General features: G+C 42.7%; 16 protein-coding genes and 1 pseudogene. 7 read left to right on the top strand and 10 right to left on the bottom strand.

The window, feature by feature from the left end; translation table 11 throughout:
• Positions 1–19 precede the first annotated feature (19 nt).
• Complete coding sequence (locus tag KA717_32070) at positions 20–217, bottom strand: DUF2862 domain-containing protein (GenBank protein ID UXE64836.1); 198 nt, start codon at positions 215–217, stop codon at positions 20–22.
• A gap of 217 nt (positions 218–434) precedes the next feature.
• On the opposite strand from KA717_32070, the gene KA717_32065 reads away from it, so the two are divergent.
• The 3 genes from KA717_32065 (at position 435) to KA717_32055 (ending at position 3024) form a co-directional block, all read left to right on the top strand.
• Entirely contained in the window at positions 435–1241 is an 807-nt protein-coding gene (locus tag KA717_32065; GenBank protein UXE60218.1) for an ABC transporter permease, read from the top strand.
• A 12-nt stretch (positions 1242–1253) separates the two neighbouring features.
• Entirely contained in the window at positions 1254–2018 is a 765-nt protein-coding gene (locus KA717_32060; GenBank protein UXE60217.1) for an ABC transporter ATP-binding protein, read from the top strand.
• A gap of 73 nt (positions 2019–2091) precedes the next feature.
• Positions 2092–3024 (top strand): NAD-dependent epimerase/dehydratase, encoded by a 933-nt coding sequence (locus tag KA717_32055; protein ID UXE60216.1) that lies wholly within the window; start codon positions 2092–2094, stop codon positions 3022–3024.
• A gap of 366 nt (positions 3025–3390) precedes the next feature.
• Here KA717_32055 and KA717_32050 read toward each other — a convergent pair whose 3' ends face one another.
• From KA717_32050 to KA717_32035, 4 genes are all read right to left on the bottom strand, one after another.
• Positions 3391–4308, bottom strand: coding sequence for a branched-chain amino acid transaminase (locus KA717_32050; protein UXE60215.1), 918 nt, complete (start codon positions 4306–4308; stop codon positions 3391–3393).
• Positions 4309–4420: 112 nt separating this feature from the next.
• On the bottom strand, positions 4421–6160 hold the full coding sequence (locus KA717_32045; protein UXE60214.1) for a M61 family metallopeptidase: 1740 nt from the start codon (positions 6158–6160) through the stop codon (positions 4421–4423).
• 14 nt (positions 6161–6174) lie between these two features.
• Positions 6175–6858 (bottom strand): Crp/Fnr family transcriptional regulator, encoded by a 684-nt coding sequence (locus KA717_32040; GenBank protein UXE60213.1) that lies wholly within the window; start codon positions 6856–6858, stop codon positions 6175–6177.
• Positions 6859–7355: 497 nt separating this feature from the next.
• Positions 7356–8174, bottom strand: coding sequence for a carbon-nitrogen hydrolase family protein (locus KA717_32035; GenBank protein ID UXE60212.1), 819 nt, complete (start codon positions 8172–8174; stop codon positions 7356–7358).
• Positions 8175–8462: 288 nt separating this feature from the next.
• Between KA717_32035 and KA717_32030 the strand changes: the two genes are divergently transcribed.
• Positions 8463–9293, top strand: coding sequence for a YihY/virulence factor BrkB family protein (locus tag KA717_32030; GenBank protein ID UXE60211.1), 831 nt, complete (start codon positions 8463–8465; stop codon positions 9291–9293).
• On the opposite strand, the gene KA717_32025 is transcribed toward KA717_32030, so the two are convergent.
• The 4 genes and pseudogenes from KA717_32025 to ureA all read right to left on the bottom strand — a co-directional run bounded on the left by KA717_32025 (position 9262) and on the right by ureA (position 12562).
• Entirely contained in the window at positions 9262–10446 is a 1185-nt protein-coding gene (locus KA717_32025; protein UXE60210.1) for an SGNH/GDSL hydrolase family protein, read from the bottom strand. The genes KA717_32030 and KA717_32025 overlap by 32 nt on opposite strands.
• A gap of 80 nt (positions 10447–10526) precedes the next feature.
• Positions 10527–11808: pseudogene (locus KA717_32020) on the bottom strand (ISKra4 family transposase).
• Between the two features lie 59 nt (positions 11809–11867).
• Positions 11868–12188, bottom strand: a complete 321-nt coding sequence (ureB, locus tag KA717_32015; GenBank protein UXE64835.1) for an urease subunit beta — start codon at positions 12186–12188, stop codon at positions 11868–11870.
• Between the two features lie 71 nt (positions 12189–12259).
• On the bottom strand, positions 12260–12562 hold the full coding sequence (ureA, locus tag KA717_32010; protein ID UXE64834.1) for an urease subunit gamma: 303 nt from the start codon (positions 12560–12562) through the stop codon (positions 12260–12262).
• A gap of 582 nt (positions 12563–13144) precedes the next feature.
• Between ureA and KA717_32005 the strand changes: the two genes are divergently transcribed.
• From KA717_32005 to KA717_31995, 3 genes are all read left to right on the top strand, one after another.
• Positions 13145–14101, top strand: a complete 957-nt coding sequence (locus KA717_32005; GenBank protein UXE60209.1) for an RNA polymerase sigma factor, RpoD/SigA family — start codon at positions 13145–13147, stop codon at positions 14099–14101.
• 290 nt (positions 14102–14391) lie between these two features.
• Positions 14392–15711 (top strand): aminopeptidase P N-terminal domain-containing protein, encoded by a 1320-nt coding sequence (locus tag KA717_32000; GenBank protein ID UXE60208.1) that lies wholly within the window; start codon positions 14392–14394, stop codon positions 15709–15711.
• Between the two features lie 365 nt (positions 15712–16076).
• Entirely contained in the window at positions 16077–16442 is a 366-nt protein-coding gene (locus KA717_31995) for a DUF1815 family protein (protein UXE60207.1), read from the top strand.
• A gap of 4 nt (positions 16443–16446) precedes the next feature.
• On the opposite strand, the gene KA717_31990 is transcribed toward KA717_31995, so the two are convergent.
• Entirely contained in the window at positions 16447–17304 is an 858-nt protein-coding gene (locus tag KA717_31990) for an aminoglycoside phosphotransferase family protein (GenBank protein ID UXE60206.1), read from the bottom strand.
• Positions 17305–17609 lie beyond the last annotated feature (305 nt).

Here is a 17609-nt window from a genome sequence, read left to right as displayed (position 1 = left end):
GAGCTAGGCTACTAGTATTTCACAAAGATTTTAATTCGTCTTCAAAAAACCAGGTAGCTGTTTTATCATCAAAGGCAACCACTGCCCCAATGCCGCTGCCATCAGTCATCTTAAAATCTTTAACAACGCCAACCTTGCCAAGTTTGCCGACAACATCCGAAGAAACTCGATCTCTTAGACGATAAACTTGTACTTTTTGTCCAATCTCTACTGCCATATTCGGATAATTAACAATTAACGTACATGAACTATTTCTTAGTGTAGCGGAATTTGCCACCTATCCTGGAACTGTCAGCCGAAATGCTTATCTTCCTCTTAAAGTAAATCCTGTCTAGGCATTAATATCCTAGCCTATTCGGTTAACTTACCTCGACAAATGCTACTCTAGTCTATAGAATGGCTCCTTAGCCCTTGATTCCTGGTTTAATGTTACTATGGCCCTATCGGTACCCACACGCTTGCAGTGGTCGCCCGTGCAGCGATACTTAGAGCTACTTCATATCTTGGTGGAACGCAATCTTAAAGGTCGGTATCGAGGTTCCCTCTTAGGGGTCTATTGGTCGCTTTTAAACCCGTTATTCATGACAGGGATCTACGCAGCAATTTTTGGGCATTTTTTTATAAGCTTTTACGAAGGTTCGATTTTTAATTATATTTTGGCTGCTTTTACCGGACTCATTGTTATTAACTTTTTTTCCTCATCAACCAATCAGGCTCTAGCTAGTGTTGTAGGAAGTGGTGGCTTGATGAATAAAATTCGTTTGCCAATGACGGTATTTCCTCTCTCAATGATTGTGGCTAATATTTTTCAATTAGTGGTTGGCCCCTTACCCCTCTTGGCGATCGTTACCTTTTTACATTCTCACAATCTTCTGAATGTTCTAGCTCTCTTGCTGCCGCTATTGGCCCTCACGCTTGTCTGTACAGGGGTCGGTTATTTAGTAAGTGCACTATATGTTTTCTTTCGAGACTTGCCCTACTTCTACGAACTGGTTTGTTTTTTACTATGGATGGGATCTCCTATCTTTTACCCCGCCAAAATTGTGCCGGAACCGATCCAGCGTTTTCTAGTCATTAATCCTTTATTTTTTATTATTGAAAGCATTCGTCAAATCTCCCTCTCAGGTGACTTACCCAATATGGGACTGATTGTTCACTCGCTTCTGAATGGTATTATTTTATTGCTATTTGGATGGCTTTGTTTTCGAGCTTGGCAAAATCAATTCATGGATCTGTTATAAGCCTTTTCTTAGATGACTGAAGTTATTCGCCTAGACAATGTGACCCTGTATCGAAGAACCCAAGAGGAATTTTCTTACGATCTCAAACGAACAATTCTCTCCATTTTTGAAGGGAAATATCGTAAACCTACTAAAAAATTAATTCTCGACAATTTAGATTTGGTAGTGAATGCCGGCGAGAAAATTGGCATTATCGGCTCCAATGGTTCGGGAAAATCTACCCTATTGAAGGTGATTAGTGGTATTTTGAAACCCACCAAGGGAAGTTTGCGAGTAAGAGGAGATATTGCTCCTTTGATTGAGTTGGGGGCCGGTTTTGATCCTGATTTATCGGTCAAGGATAATATTATTCTTTACGGTGTGATGTTGGGTTTTTCTCGTCAAGAAATGAAGACGCGGGTTGCCTCAATTTTAGATTTTGCTGAACTTCAAGATTATTCTTTCGCCCCCGTTAAGTCCCTCTCTTCAGGGATGTCGGCTCGTTTAGGGTTTGCGATCGCCACTGATGTGAAACCGGATATTCTGATTTTAGATGAAGTGCTATCGGTGGGAGATGAGAGTTTCAAACATAAATGCCAGGCCCGTATGGATAAATTATGGGATCAACACACCACAATTCTGGTAGTATCACATGGACTAGAATTCATCCAAGAATCCTGTGAGCGAGCCATCTGGCTGGATCGGGGTAAAATTCGTTTTTCGGGTAGCACGGAAGATACCATTTCTCATTACCTCGAAGCGGTCAAGCAAAGTGAGATCCATCATTCTCCACTTTAACAAAAGCTGTTTTTCCAGCATCCTGATTAAGTTCAATAAATTAATTTAGATTAAGATTCCCTACTGTTCCCTTATGAAAATTTTGATCACGGGTGGTGCCGGTTACATTGGTTCCGTTTTAACCCCAATTTTGTTAGCCCAAGGCTATGAAGTCACGGTTGTGGATAGTTTAATCTTTCGGCAGACAAGTTTGGCAGATTGTTGCCACTACGACACCTTTGAAATTGTGCGCGGCGATTGTCGTAATGAGTCACTGATGAAAGGTTTGCTAAAGGACGCTGATGTGATTATTCCCCTGGCGGCTTTGGTGGGCGCACCTCTCTGTAGTCGGGATGAAATTGGTACTCGTAGCATTAACCAAGATGCTGTGCAAATGCTCTGTCGATTAGCCAGTCCTCAGCAACGGATTTTAATGCCTGTTACCAATAGTGGCTATGGTATTGGCGAGGCAGGTAAATTTTGTACAGAAGAAAGTCCTCTGCGTCCGATTTCTCTCTATGGTGTAACTAAGGTGGAAGCAGAAAAAGCTGTACTAAAACGAGAAAATAGTATGACTTTCCGACTGGCAACGGTATTTGGGATGTCACCTCGGATGCGGGTCGATTTATTAGTCAATGATTTCGTCTATCGAGCAGTTTATGATCGGGCGGTAGTGATTTTTGAAGGACATTTTAAGCGCAATTATATCCATATCCGAGATGTTGCTAAGGTCTTTCTACATGGTTTAGAGAACTTTGAAGCCATGAAGGGCCAACCCTATAATGTGGGGTTAGAGGATGCTAATCTTTCCAAGTTAGAACTCTGTGCAGAAATTCAGAAGTATTTACCCAATTTTGTCTATCTGGAGGCTCCCATTGGGGAAGATCCAGACAAACGGGATTATATTGTCTCGAATCAACGCATTTTAAGTACTGGCTTTGAGCCAGAATGGCCGTTGGGTCGGGGGATTCGTGAATTGATTAAGGGTTATACCTTACTCCGCAATAGCCTTTACTCGAACGTTTAGTCTTAAATAAAGAACAAAGTGCAAGGGCGATCGCAATTCGCCCCTACATAGGGTTTGCCGAATAAAGGCAGAACCTTTATCAGATAAGCTTTTCAGCCATTTTGAACACGATTAGGTGCAAGCTTATGGCATTTGAAGGCGTAAAATCCATGCACTTTGCTAGAAAATTGTGGGTTAAAATCGGAAACTGATTTCTGAAGTCACCATTTTTCGCGCCTTGTGGCATCTAGGTTCGATTTGCAGACTTATTCAGCAAGCCCTACATAAGTTTTTTAAGGAATCGTAGGGGTACAAGGCTTGCACCCAAAAGTAGCAAATTTAACCACTGACACCATTGATCCAATAGGGCTAACTAGCTTTTCTAGTTTAAGAATTTAAGGGAATAATAAACACCCAATCTTGATAGTTAGGATTACGATTTTCTGTCACAGTGGTTAAGGTTTCCTTGAGTTTGTCTGTGATCGGATGTGCTTTGGGGAGATGAAAGGTTTCAATTTGCTTAACGGGCGTAATTTTGGCTGCTGTACCACTCAAGAAAACTTCATCAGCAATCAATAATTCCGATTTGTCGATGGCGCGTTGAACGGTGGGAATCCCTAAATCTTGAGCAATCTTGAGGATACTATCACGGGTGATCCCTTCGAGAATATCCTGTTCCAAACCAGGCGTGATTAGCTGTCCATTGCGAACCACAAAAATGTTCATGCCCGTTGCTTCGCAGACTTTTCCTTGGGTATTCATGAGAATCGCTTCGTCAAATCCCGATTCCACTGCTTCTGTTTTTGCCAGGGCTGAGGTGATGTAGGCCCCACTAATTTTGCCCCGGAGTGGAAAACTGCGATCTTCCTGACGATACCAAGAACTAATGCGACAACTGACACCATCAGCCGATAAAAAGTCTCCCATTTCTAGTCCATAGACTAAGAAATCTTTTTCAATATTGTGTAAACGGGGCGCAATGCCTAGACCAGAACTATAGACCAGGGGACGAATATAAAAGGAAGTCGTCGGTTGATTTTTCTGAATAAAATCAATAATAATTTGTTGAATCTTAGCGGCTGAAATCTGATAGTTAAGAAAAGTTGCACTCTGACTAAGGCGTTGACAATGACGATCTAGGCGGAATAAAAGAATTTGCTGGGGATTTTGGGGATCAGGAATGCCTCGCAATCCTCCAAAGGCGGCGGTTCCATAATGTAAAGCATGGGTGGCCACCGAAAGATTGGCATTTTCAAAGGGAACAAATTGATTTTTAAAGTAGGCGATCGGGAGAAACTGGTGCATTGCAGAAATCAGGGATTAACTCAGAGATAAAAATATTAGTCAACGCGAATCACTTTTGGTTTTTACTCTAGACATTGCCCAAAAACATTGCTGGAGAAAGAGATGGATGACATTAGGGGGACTCCAACCAGCCGACAAACTTTTTCCTTTGGTCATTAGAGGGATTTTGAATCTTGACAACCTCATAACGACTGGGTTGGGGAGCCGCCAGTTGAACAGTAACGGTTCTTAACGTATCCTGATGAAACACGGTTATTTGAATTATATCATCGGCTTGATAATCTTTGAGACGCTGGAATAGATGTTCGGCATTAACTCGTAGCCCATTCAAGGCCAGTAATTCATCATCGGGACTTAAGCCAGCTTGTTCGGCAGGAGAATGACGGGCCACAAATTTAATCAGTTCTTTGTTATTTTCTGATTGAACTTTTATGCCTAGATAGGGTAGGGATGGTTCCTCAAAAATAGCTTGGAGTTGTAGTCCAAAGGGAGCAAGATAGGTGTTAAAGGGTAATTCTTCAGTGTGATAAAGATAGCGTTGGAAAAATTCAGTCAAATCCTGTTGAGCAACCTCCGCAATCACTGTTTCTAATTCTGTGGGGGTAAAACCTTTTTCAATACGGCCAAATTCTTCCCACATCTGTCGCAATACGTCATCAAAAGAACGTTGATTTTGAAAGCGATCGCGGATGATTAAATCGAGGAGTAATGTCACCAGTTGACCCTTAAGATAATAGGACATCTGGGAATTATCACTATTGGCATCACGGCGATAGAGCTTGATCCAGGCATCAAAACTGGATTCAGCCAAAGGTTGTACCTGACGACCAGGAGTTAGCAAAAAACGAGTTATTTCTTGACCCAGTTTTTTGAGAAAAGTATTACTGTCATAGATTCCGGCCCGTAGGGGAATCAATAAATCATAGTAACTGGTGGTTCCTTCGGAAAACCAGAGAGAAGGGGTATAATTCTCCTGCTCATAGTCAAAGTTTTCTATGGCTTGCGGTCGGATACGTTTAATATTCCAGAGATGAAAAAATTCATGGGCCACTAGTTGCAGAAAATTTTGATACTTTTCTGGTTCCCGAAAACCAAAACGGGAATAAATCAAGCTACAGGAGTTTTTGTGTTCTAGTCCGCCGTAGCCTTGACTAGCAAGATGCAGGATAAAGCAATAATAATCGTAGGGAAGACCTCCAAAAAGATTGGCTTCTACGGTAATAATTTTTTGTAGATCGGCAATGAGGCGATCGCTGTTCAGATTCCCCTTGCCCCAAACGACAAAATGATGAAGCTTATCTAAAACCTGAAATTCATAACGAGTATGGGGGCCAATTTCGACGGGACAATCAACTAAGGTATCAAAATCCGGTGCAATAAAGGTTGGCAGAGAATGGGTTGTGGGAAGAGCGGTTAAGCCCGTAGCCACTTGCCAATCTGCCTGGGGGGGAACAATACGTAGGGTGATGGGAAACTTCTCAAAATCAGGAACAAAAAAGAAGAGAGCCGCTCCATTAAAATAACCATGAGAATAATCCAGGTGATTCGTTCTTACCGATAGATCGTAGGCATAGATGCGATAAAAAACAATGATTTTGTCAATCGAAGGAGTTTGAATACACCAATGGTTCTTGGCAATCTTTTGATAATTTAAAGATTTTTGCGTGGTTTCCTGATAGGCGGCAAAATCCTGAAGATGTCTTACATATTCTCGAATGAGATAGGAACCTGGTGTCCAAGCGGGCATTTTTAAGTTAAGTTGAGAAAGTTGCCAATTTTCTACGGTTAAGGTAACTTCAAAATAGTGAGAATTAGGTTGTGGCATCGCCACTTGATAGGTAAATTTAGGCATTCTTTTGATTGAAATTAAAACTGTTTAGAAAAATGATAGAGTTGCTTAAGATTGGTAATATAAAATTGATTATCTTCCTCGCTACTGACCAGTAGATGATTCTCCCTGAGTTGCTGGAGAACTATCCTAATCACTTCCGGTTCTGTGTTAATTAAATCGGCAAAAATTTGTTCAGATAGTTTCCAGATAGCAATCCCTTTATCGGTACTTTTGCCATAGTTCTCCGCCAGATAAACCAAGGTTTTCATAACCTTCCGCGTGGAGGATTGAGAGGTAGATTTGAGTCGCCGATAAAGATGGCGTACCCGTTGAATAGTTAATTGCAGCATTCGTTGTTGAAGCTGATTATCTTTAAGCAATAACTGTAAAAATCGTTGGGCCGGAATGGTTAACAAGCGTGTTTCAGAAAGGGCGATCGCTTGACTGAGCGGCGGATAATCATCAAGAACGGCCATTACCCCAAAATAATCCCCTTGTCCTAAAACTTCTAGGGTTTTTTCCTGTTGTTGAACTTGAGTGGAAATGACCACCCAACCAGAAATAATGAAGGAAACCGACTTGCCCCAACCATCCGGCGGAATGAGTATCGATTGAGGCTCATAAATTTGTTCTTCAGACACTGACAGCACCCAGCCAATCGTCTCAGGACTAGCGGTATTCAAGAGCGGGACTCGTTCACTGACGGATTCGGGTTCCATGATCTAGGAAGTTGCAAGCCCGTTCGCAAACGGTACTAGAAGAGAAGAACCTATCTTGACATTCTCGCCCTTTGTCTGTCAACTGTTCCCAATGGGGCGGCGAGCCTTAGCTAGTTCGATGGGAAGCCCCACGCTCTACCGACAGGTGAGCGATGGGATGAAAGTCGAGTTAATCGAGTGGCTCAATGCCGCGAAGATTAACAAAAAATGCTATTATTTGGACAAGGCAATAAAGAACCTGATTGCCATAAGGGTTGATTTCCTTCCCGTAAGATGTCTGATAAGCCTCTGATTGTTGGCACTTCTTCAATGAAGAAGATTCGATCAATAACAAGCGACTCCGTTGCATGGTTCAAATAGGATGAAAAAGAAATTTCAAAAAGTGGGGTTGGGCATCGTCTCACTATAAAACGCTCCAGTCCAGTTCCATCGTAGAACGACTTTCTGGTGGGAGAAGCCCACACTGTACCGCCTAAGCGGTTAGTGCTGGGAGTATGTCACAAGAAAACGCGATGTTGCAAAGCCGGCATTTGTTGACGAACCTGTTTTAAACGAATGGGATTAATTTCGGCGATCGCCATGCCTGGTTTTTCCCCTGCATCGGCCAAAATAACACCCCAGGGATCAATAATCATGGCATGACCGTGAGTAAAACGGCGTTCGTAGTGACAACCCGTTTGGGCTGGAGCAATCACATAGCAGGTATTTTCAATCGCTCTCGCTTGTAGTAGCACTTGCCAATGATCTTTGCCGGTAAAAGCAGTAAAAGCGGCTGGAATAAAGAAAACCTCTGCGCCCTGCTGAGATAAATGGCGATAAAGTTCTGGAAAACGTACGTCGTAACAAATGGATAGACCCAAACAACCAAACTTTTCAGAATCATAGACAGGGGCAATGGTCTGACCGGCCATCACCGTACTCGATTCACAGTAGGTATTGCCATCAGGTACATTCACGTCGAATAGATGGACTTTATGGTAATGACTTAACTCTTCGCCATTGGATGAGACTAAAATAGCGGTATTGTAGGCTTTTCCCTCATTATTTTCCACTGGAACCGGAAAGCCACCGGCGAGGATTGTCACTTGAAAACGCTGGGCCATGGTTTTAGCAAATCGGGATGCCTGTTCAGCAATTTCCTTGGCCTGCTGTAATTTCAAGCTCTCATTCCCTAAAAAAGCAAAATTTTCTGGCAAGCCAATTAATTCTGCACCGCGATGTACCGCCAGTTCAATTAATTCTTCAGCCTCGGCCAGATTTTGAGCGAGGTCTGGTTGACTGGTCATTTGCAGGGCAGCAGCAAGATAGGGTCTCATTAGGTCTAAGTCAATTCACAGTTGAAGGAGCCATCGCTTGTTATTTTATCTTGCCAAGGACGCGATCGCTGAATCGAACTTCAGAATTCGGTTTAAGACATTCGAGCCGATAAGTTATGTTAAGAAAATTGTGGCTTTATCAATTTAATCGTTAATATTCTTAGCATTTCTTTGTGAAATTAAACAATTACCGTGATCAAGTTTCTTCAAACTCAAATTCTCCCATCCAAACCCGTTCAATTACTACTCCAAACTGTCTGGCATTGGCAGCAAGATGATTGCCTGGAAATGGGAGCAGCCCTTGCTTATTATGCTCTTTTTTCTCTTTTTCCCATCTGTCTAGTCATGTTAAGTCTTTTGGGATGGTTACTAGGGCCAAAAACAGATAGCTATGCTCAATTACTGATCTTGGCAAAAAATGCCCTTCCTCCTGAACCCTATCAAATCGTACAGGAGACATTACTCAATCTCAATGAAAGCAGTCTAGAGGCAGGTTTGATCGGTTTTTTCTTACTACTGCTGACGGCCAGTAAGATTTTTGAAGCCCTAACCCGTAGCGTTAATAAAGTCTGGAAACTAGAACCTAGATCCGTAACCCAATCAGGGTTAAAAAATCAGATAGTAGCTTTTTTTAAAGATAAGATTCTTGCCTTTTTATTGGTTCTGAGTACCGTTTTAGTCTTTTTACTCTCCATGCTGTCCAATCTCATTCTGCAAATTGTCATGGAAATCATTAATCATTTTCACTCTTTAATACCCTGGTTGAAGTTAGATGATTTGCTGCTCTTTAAAAGTGTGCAAGCTAGTATCTCCTATCTCATGATTGCCACCGTGATCATGGCCCTGTTTAAAGTCTTACCTTCCTGTCGAATCACCTGGCAAAGTGTTTGGCTAGGAGCCTTATTAACAACTTTATTATTAATGTTACTCCAAAATTTTGTCAGCAATGGCATCATTCGCATTGGCGAAAGTTTTCAAGCCTACGGTGTGATTGGTAATGTGATGGTTTTGTTGCTCTGGATTTATCTGATTTTTCAAATCTTTTTCCTCGGCTGTGAATTTAGCTACGTTTATACTCAACTGATTATTAACGACTCAGCCAAGTACAAACATAATTAGCAATCATTTTTCCGCCTAACTGGTGTCCTGCTTTGTTCCAATGGCCAATCCCCATCGCCGTATTATCGAAGCCATGCAAAAAGACATTATTTTGATCCCCATAACGTTGAAAAGTAGGAGCTAGATTGAGTACCTCAAAGCCATTGCTTTGACCTATTTTTTGGATTCTCTGATCGGGATAAAAAAGATTAGTAGCACCTTGGCGTTTTAAGGCTTCTCGAACCTGAAGATCGGGGTAAACCTGGGGAGGATTACTCAATGTTACGGCTAAAAACTTAGCTCCTTTGGCTTTCACCTCTTGATTCATTTCCTTTAATAAGGCTTCGGTAATCTCCCAAGCCTCTTGCCAGTTTTGATCCTGGGGTTCTCGATAGAGATTGACATCAAAATCTAGAGCCGGAATAATTGCAGTTTTATCATCTTTATTACTATTACTGGCATTGCCCACTAAGGGCTGATGGGTGGTAATGGCCCGTTTAGCTTCATTAATAACTTGTAAAACACGGGAATGATTAATTAACCAAAATAGGGCTTGGCGAAATTGACTTCCGCGACGACGATAGGTATCACTGTCTTGAAAGGACATATCCCATTCAAATTTCCCTTGCTTTTTAACAAGAAACGGCGCAAAGCGATCGCTGGGACTCAGAGCTTTAGAATTATTGACTAAATCATTACCCGTAAAAATCTCTAGCAGTACCAGATCGGGTTTATATTTCCAGACTTCATGCTTGAGAGTCATCAACTCTTGAGCCGTTCCGTAATCTCCTACTCCAAAGTTAATCACTTCTATTTTTTTACCAGTAAAAGCAGCACAGGCGGATAAATTTTCTGCTAGAATTGCCCAAAAAGTTTCTTCGGCGTTGACTTGAATGGCTTCGGAAAAAGAATCTCCTAAAATAGCGATCCGATAGGTATTAGACGGTTTAACGAAATCATGATCTTTGTCCCGCAAACTATCCTGATTAAGGGAAACATAACCGTTGCCTTCATGAGTCCATTGGGCGGAATAGTTGGAAATTAAAGCGTGACCCCGATAGGGATCAACCTGATAAAAACTGGGATAACTAATTCCTGCAATTCGTAACCCAATTTCCATGACAATGATCCCAAAACCAACACCTCCTAAACTAAGGAGAAGATTGGCTGCCATCTGTTTAAGTTTTCGGCGATCGCCCATCTTGCTTGCTAATCCAAAGGGGTGCGACCTTTAGTTGATAAAAGCTGTTGTAATCAGGGTTCTACAGGGAACCCATATTGATCAAGTTTTGCCCAAAATTGACTCCATCGTTCCTTGGTCAATACCAAAGCTCGTAGGCTCAAAATAATTCCTGCTCCTTTTTCCTTCCATCGCATTCCTGAACAACATAATCGTTGTTTGACCAACGTCTTACAAGCTGCTTCCGTAACACCTGAACCAATCGGATACTTTTTCTCTAAGTATTCAGCATAATCCATTTGATGCTGATGATTCTCGTAATAAGTAATCGCCGCTTGTAGTTTCTCGGTAAGATTCTTAGAATGACTTTTTTCTTCTTTGACTTCTTTCATCAGATTTAGCAGTTCTCCTGCTTTTCCTTTTTCATGCTTGAGTTCTCGACAATTTTCAGTCAACCATTCTTTTTGTTTTGACACGGTATTCGGATGCAACGCTTCTGCCAAGGCACCTAAGTAACCAGAGGCATGATAGAAATCTAATATCTGTTCTTCCGTTTGCTTTTCTAAAAACTTCCAATTTGATTCTGCCCCGTCTGCTATCCCGACCAATGTTGCCTCTGGATAACGGTTTTTCGCTCGCTCAATTTCTCTTTCTAATCTTTCTAGAAAACTCTTTTTTCCATACTCTGGTGCCGCACCTAGATAGATTGTAGGTTGACGTTCGCCTTCACTATCGTATAGGGAAACGGTTCCCACCATTGCTTCACGGTAGCCATCCTCACACATCAGCATACAGGTTCCATCTAATCCTATTCCCACTGTTGCAATTTGGCTATCCTCCTTGGGCGGGGCATAACTCCACGCTTCTTCTTTTGCCTGTACCACACTTCCTACTGCTTCACTCAATCTTTGGATATAGGATAGCGCTACTTTTCTACCATGATTTTCTAATAAATCATTTTTCACCTCTTTGCCTGCCATCCCTGACATTTTTGAGGATACCTGTTTTGCCAATAATGGCGTTGATGTTATGATTATCCTTGCTTCTCTTTCTAAGGGGCAATACGTTTTTCCTCAAAGGTGAACGCTGATATACATGACGATTCACTATAACCTCACCATAAGGTGTTTGATATTCTTTCGGTTGCTCTCCCTTACTCTTCCAGATTTCTTCACCGATTTTTAAGGGTGAACCATCTGTATCTAAATATTTCAAGGCTTCTTTGCTGGCGATGCAACCTACTTCGTTTAAGCCTTTTTGAATATTTATTTCTGTATCCAACATTGAACGACTGAGTTCTAATGTTAGTTCTATTTTTATCTTTGAACCCTCTACATTAATTAGTTTTGCTGTCATCATTGTTTCCTCTTTGTCACTTTTCATCTCATGTTAACACTTTTCTTTTCCTTCATCAACTAAAGGTCACACCCATCCAAAGAACCTTCCACTAAACCATTAAAGCCGTAAATTCGACGTTCTCCCACAAAAGCAACCAATTCCACCCTTTTTTCATCCCCTGGTTCAAATCGAACAGCCGTTCCAGCCGGAATATTCAAACGCATTCCCCTGGTCACTTCCCGATCAAACAAAAGGGCCGTATTGACCTCATAAAAATGGAAATGGGAACCCACCTGAATGGGGCGATCGCCGCTATTGGCCACCTGTATTTGTCGTGTTTCCCGTCCGGTATTAATTTCAATCTCTCCTGGGACAGTTACTATTTCTCCTGGAATCATGGTCATGGTCTCCCCAAAGTCGTCTAGATTAGTATAAGTTTGGCAGTAATGTGAAAGAAAAGACAGTAAACTTAGCGAATGGGATCATGAACGGTGACTAATTTGGTGCCATCAGGAAAAGTTGCCTCCACCTGTACCTCTGGAATCATTTCCGCAATGCCTTCCATCACATCGGCACGAGTCAGTAGGGTTGCCCCAAAACCCATCAATTCGGCAACGGTCTGACCGTCTCTCGCCCCTTCCAATATAGCCGCAGAAATGTAGGCAACAGCTTCAGGATAGTTTAATTTAAGACCACGCGCTTTACGTCTTTCAGCTAGGAGGGCGGCAGTAAAAATCAGTAATTTATCTTTTTCCTGGGGGGTTAATTGCATAGCAGAAAAGGAACAGAGAGAAAATACAAGGGTCAATAAAATTGCCTTTCATCATCATACTCGTCAATTCCCGTCTTGATCCGTGCTTGGCATGGGATCGTTCTGGGGCAGAGCTTAAAAATTGCATCTTGAGAAGATCAGACCCTTTTTTATTTTTTTGTACCAGATGAACAGAAACCTTGCGGTAGCCCCAGTATTATTACTCAGCATTTCAGTCCATTATCTAAAAAAAAACAAAATGTCTAGCCGTTTCCAAGGCCAGCACGACCATTCTAAGACTCCCTCTGGCTTGCCGCAGTTTTAGTTCGTATATTCTGTGTCGGCCGGGCCAGGGAACTTTGCTCTGAACCTTAACGACAACTTTACAAAATGTAAAGATTTGTTTAGTATTGTTAAGGAAGCCTCCTTAATGAATCCTCTTTGATCAGTAAACTTTTTAAAATTTGGTCTTCGGACTAGCGGCTTAGTCATTATCGATACCCAGGAAATTTCGTTTTTGATTACCCAGTTATTTTGTTGTCTTGTTTTTCTCGTTTAACCCTGACTCTGCTTTAGACCTAATTTTTATTCTTATATTTCGTCATGAAGACTGCGAAAAATAGCCCAGATCCGGTTCGAGCTTACTTACGGGAAATTGGTCGTGTTCCCCTTCTCAGCCATGAAGAGGAAATTCTCTATGCCAAGCGCATTCAGCGTTCTGTTGCTCTGTTTGAACTCAAGGCAACCCTAACCAAGCAGTTGGGCCAGGAACCGAGTCAAGCTCAATGGGCTGACCAGGCTGGTTTATCAGAGTCTGAACTCTTGGTAGCGATCGCGTCGGGAGAAGCGGCCAAACGCAAAATGGTGGAAGCTAATCTGCGCCTAGTGGTATCAGTGGCGAAAAAATATCTGAAGCGCAATTTAGACTTACTGGATTTAATTCAGGAAGGCACTATTGGGATGCAGCGAGGGGTCGAAAAGTTTGATCCGACCAAGGGTTATCGCTTCTCAACCTATGCTTACTGGTGGATTCGTCAGGCCATTACCAGGGCGATCGCGGAAAAGAGCCGTACTATTCGCTTACCTATCCACATCACCGAAAAACTCAACAAGATCAAAAAAGCGCAACGACAACTGGCGCAAGAAAAAGGTCGGGCCGCTACGGTTGTCGAATTGGCCCAGGAATTGGAAATTACGCCCAAGCAAGTCCGAGAATACCTGGAACGGGCCAGACAGCCTCTGTCCCTAGACCTTAAGGTGGGTGATAACCAGGACACGGAACTAGGAGAACTTTTAGAAGATACCGGCCCTCAACCGGAAGATTTTGCCACCCATGCTTCTCTCCAATTGGATTTAGAAAATCTGATGGCTGATCTCACGCCCCAACAGCGAGAAGTTTTGGCTCTCCGCTTTGGCTTAACCGATGGTCAACCCCTAACCCTGGCAAAAATTGGTACATTACTGAACATTAGCCGTGAGCGAGTTCGACAAATAGAGCGAGAAGCCTTAAGCAAACTCCGCAAACGCAAATCTTCTATTCAGGAATATTTGGCCAGTTAATCTCTTCTGCAATGGAAGACTATCGGGGGACGATCTCAGCTTTCCGCCTTGTCAATCTTGGCTTAATTTAGACTGGTTTTGTTTAGCTTGTCCTAATTGAGACATTTAGATTCGGTGGTTATCTTTTAGGTTCTTCGGGATAAGCACGATTTAAGATCGTAACCGCTCAACTACAATGCCAAAGTGGTTTTTCTGGTGGTCGTTGCCCTCGTTGCCCTGTTCAAACAATCGAGCTACAGTAGTTAAAACTATCACCAATCCTCCTATCTCACTGATTTTCGATTCCACCTATGCACATCAGTCAAGCCGAATACCGTCAACGCCGCGATCGCCTTATGGAGAAAATAGGACAGGGAACCGCGATTTTTCAAAGTGCCCCGACTGCGGTAATGCACAATGATGTGGAATATGTGTTTCGGCAGGATAGTGATTTTTTTTATTTAACGGGCTTTAACGAACCAGAAGCGGTGGTTGTTCTCGCTCCCCATCACGCAGAACATAAATTTATTCTTTTTGTCCAGCCCAAAGATCCTGAAAAGGAAACCTGGACAGGCTATCTTCATGGTGTCGAAGGTGCGAAAGAACGTTATGGAGCCGATGAAGCCTATTCCATCGCTGAACTCGATGAAAAATTACCCCAGTATCTCGAAAAATGCGATCGCATCTATTACCATCTAGGACGGGATCATCATTTTAATGAAATTATTCTCAGCCATTGGCAAAAATTAATGGCCACCTATCCCAAGCGAGGAACTGGCCCCAAAGCAATGGAAAATCCCCACCATCTCCTTCACCCCATGCGTCTGGTTAAGAGTGAGACAGAACTAGAACTATTACGAAAAGCCTGTATTATCTCCGCCGAGGCCCATAACCGTGCTAGGGAATTTGCCCAGGTGGGTCATTTCGAGTATCAAATTCAGGCAGAAATTGAACATACCTTTAGACTACAGGGTGGTTTAGGGCCAGCCTATCCTTCCATTGTGGCCACCGGAGTCAATGCTTGTATTCTCCACTATATTAATAACGATCAAGCCGTTCAGGAAAATGACCTCATTCTCATTGATGCAGGCTGTTCCTACAGTTACTACAATGGCGACATTACCCGTACTTTTCCAGTGAGTGGTAAATTTACCCCAGAACAAAAGACCCTTTATGAAATTGTTCTACAGGCTCAACTCAATGCCATTGAGCAGGTAAAGCCGGGTAATCCCTACAATCAAATTCACGATACCGCCGTTCGGACGATTGTAGAAGGCTTAATGGAACTAGATTTATTAGTCGGTGATATCGAAGAAATTATTAAAGAGGAAAAATATAAACCTTTTTATATGCACCGCACCGGACATTGGCTTGGTCTCGATGTTCATGATGTCGGCGTTTATAAGAGCGGCGAAGAAACTTGGCAGGCGTTACAGACCGGCAATGTACTCACTGTCGAACCTGGCATTTATATTTCCCCTGACATCAAACCGGCGGAAGGGCAGCCAGAAGTGCCGGAGCAATGGCGAGGGATTGGCATTCGTATTGAAGACGATGTTTTAGTTACTCACAATGGCTCTGAAGTCTTAACCAGTGGTGTTCCTAAGCTGATTGAGGATATTGAGCATTAGAGCAAGCAAACCTATCTGTAACAATTTCTTCATAAAACTGTTAAGTTATTTCCTCCAGTATCATCAAATGACCTGGAAAATGGGCATGATGGAGTTAGGGAGGACGAAACCATCTCCAACTCACCTTCGTCATCGGCGATATTATCCTCGCCTTTAACAATTCCCTTAGCGAAATTTGAGGACTTGTTAACAGAAGTCGTCCAGAGGTAACGATTGATACGAGACAGCAAGGGTAATCTAGGTTAGCCTTAACGGAGTCTAGATATCATCCTCTTTTTTAACCATGTATATTTTACTTACACGATTTTATTGAAAAAAATCTTAAAAAAGTATTAAGATTTTAGAAGTGTCACCCAGGAGGCAACGTGTTTACCCGACTAGCACAACAGCATCGAGATTTTGTTCAAGATTTAGTTATGAATTTGCAGGCCTTAGCGATCGTGCTAGAAAATCGCGGCTACCTTGCATCCTGCTATACCTGTGGCGGCCAACTTAACAGTGCATCTTTTATGGTTAGCTTGGGAGACGATCATCTGATCCGTTTTTTGGTATCAGATTATGGGATTACCTGGACTGAGATGCGAGATGATCGAGAATTGATGAAGCTAGAAGGGGCAGAAGCCATTAGTCAACTTCAAGAATTAGCGGATTTGGTCAAGTGTCCTCTCCCAGCACCCAGCAAACCGGCCACTGTCAAGACGAAAGTTTTGTCTTCTTTGCAGCTAGTTTAAGCTTTTAGCTGGTTTGTTCTATGGATGCTTGTGAAAGTTCCTTGAGTACACAATGACCTAGTTTTTCCGTAGCTTGATCGCCATATTGACGACCCCAGATGACTCTACCAGTGGCTCCCAAAATACGAATAATCACTAACTGTCTTTGTTCTAGTTCCCCTAACTTTCCATACCCATCCCAGAACGCAGCTTTTAAATGAGGACGTTCTCGTAAACCCCGATCCCACCAGTAGCCTAAATCACTCATTTTTAAATCCCAACGAGCGTGTTCAAAATCAATCACGCCTTGCCAAATCCCTGACTGAGCAACTATCCAGTTTCGAGGTTGATAGTCTCCATGACAGGGTGTTGGCTCTTCTCCGGCAAAGACATCAGCGATCGCCAGGGCTTGCTGAATGGTTTGGATTTCATCTGCCATTAACAAATTGTCATTGACACCTCGTCGGAGCCAAGCTTCTAGAGAACTGGAGATGAGATTGACAGGATTGGTTTCTGGAAACTCGGCTAAAGGACTGCCATCTCGTAAGGGAACACCAAACCATTGGCCAGAGGGTAGAGCATGAAGTTGCGCTAAGGTTGCACCGGCTGATCGCCAAAGGATTTGTTCTTGTTCTGGCTCAAGCTTTAAACAATCCATTGTTGACCCTGATAATTCTGTGAGCAAAATAGCTGGAATCGGTTCTGCCAAGACGGCCAGGGATCGCGGTGCTTGAGTGCCTAACGCTGCTACCCAGTTTTCATAGGCATGGACTTCCATCCCCCATTTTGTCAGGCTGTGATAAGCCTTGAGATAGACAATCTTTGCTTCTGTGGATAAACGCCATACCGGGGAGTCTCTTTGCTCCTGGAGATAGGTTTTCAAAACAGTAAAGGGGCCCAGCCTCTGTGAACACCAGTCCGCCAGCACAGGGGGAATATTGATTGGAGTCATAGGAACTGGACAGTGGGAAGTTCTCGATGCGGGTAAGTGGAGAAAAGAAAATCGGACATCCGATACCAAAGAGTGCCGTTATGTCCGAAACTGGCTGATATAAGAAAATCGATAGCCAGTGCTATCTATCAATTATGCAACTAAGCTGTCATCACTCTAAGTGGGGCTTGCTGAAAAAGTCAAAAAACGAAAGAAATGTGGGTTAGGGAAGTATGGACTGAAAAAGCATAGATAAC

Origin of the sequence: Woronichinia naegeliana WA131 (assembly GCA_025370055.1) — a bacterium.
Classification (GTDB): Bacteria; Cyanobacteriota; Cyanobacteriia; order Cyanobacteriales; family Microcystaceae; genus Woronichinia; species Woronichinia naegeliana.
Note: the sequence above shows the minus strand (reverse complement) of the source record. Positions and strands in the feature narration are given on the sequence as shown.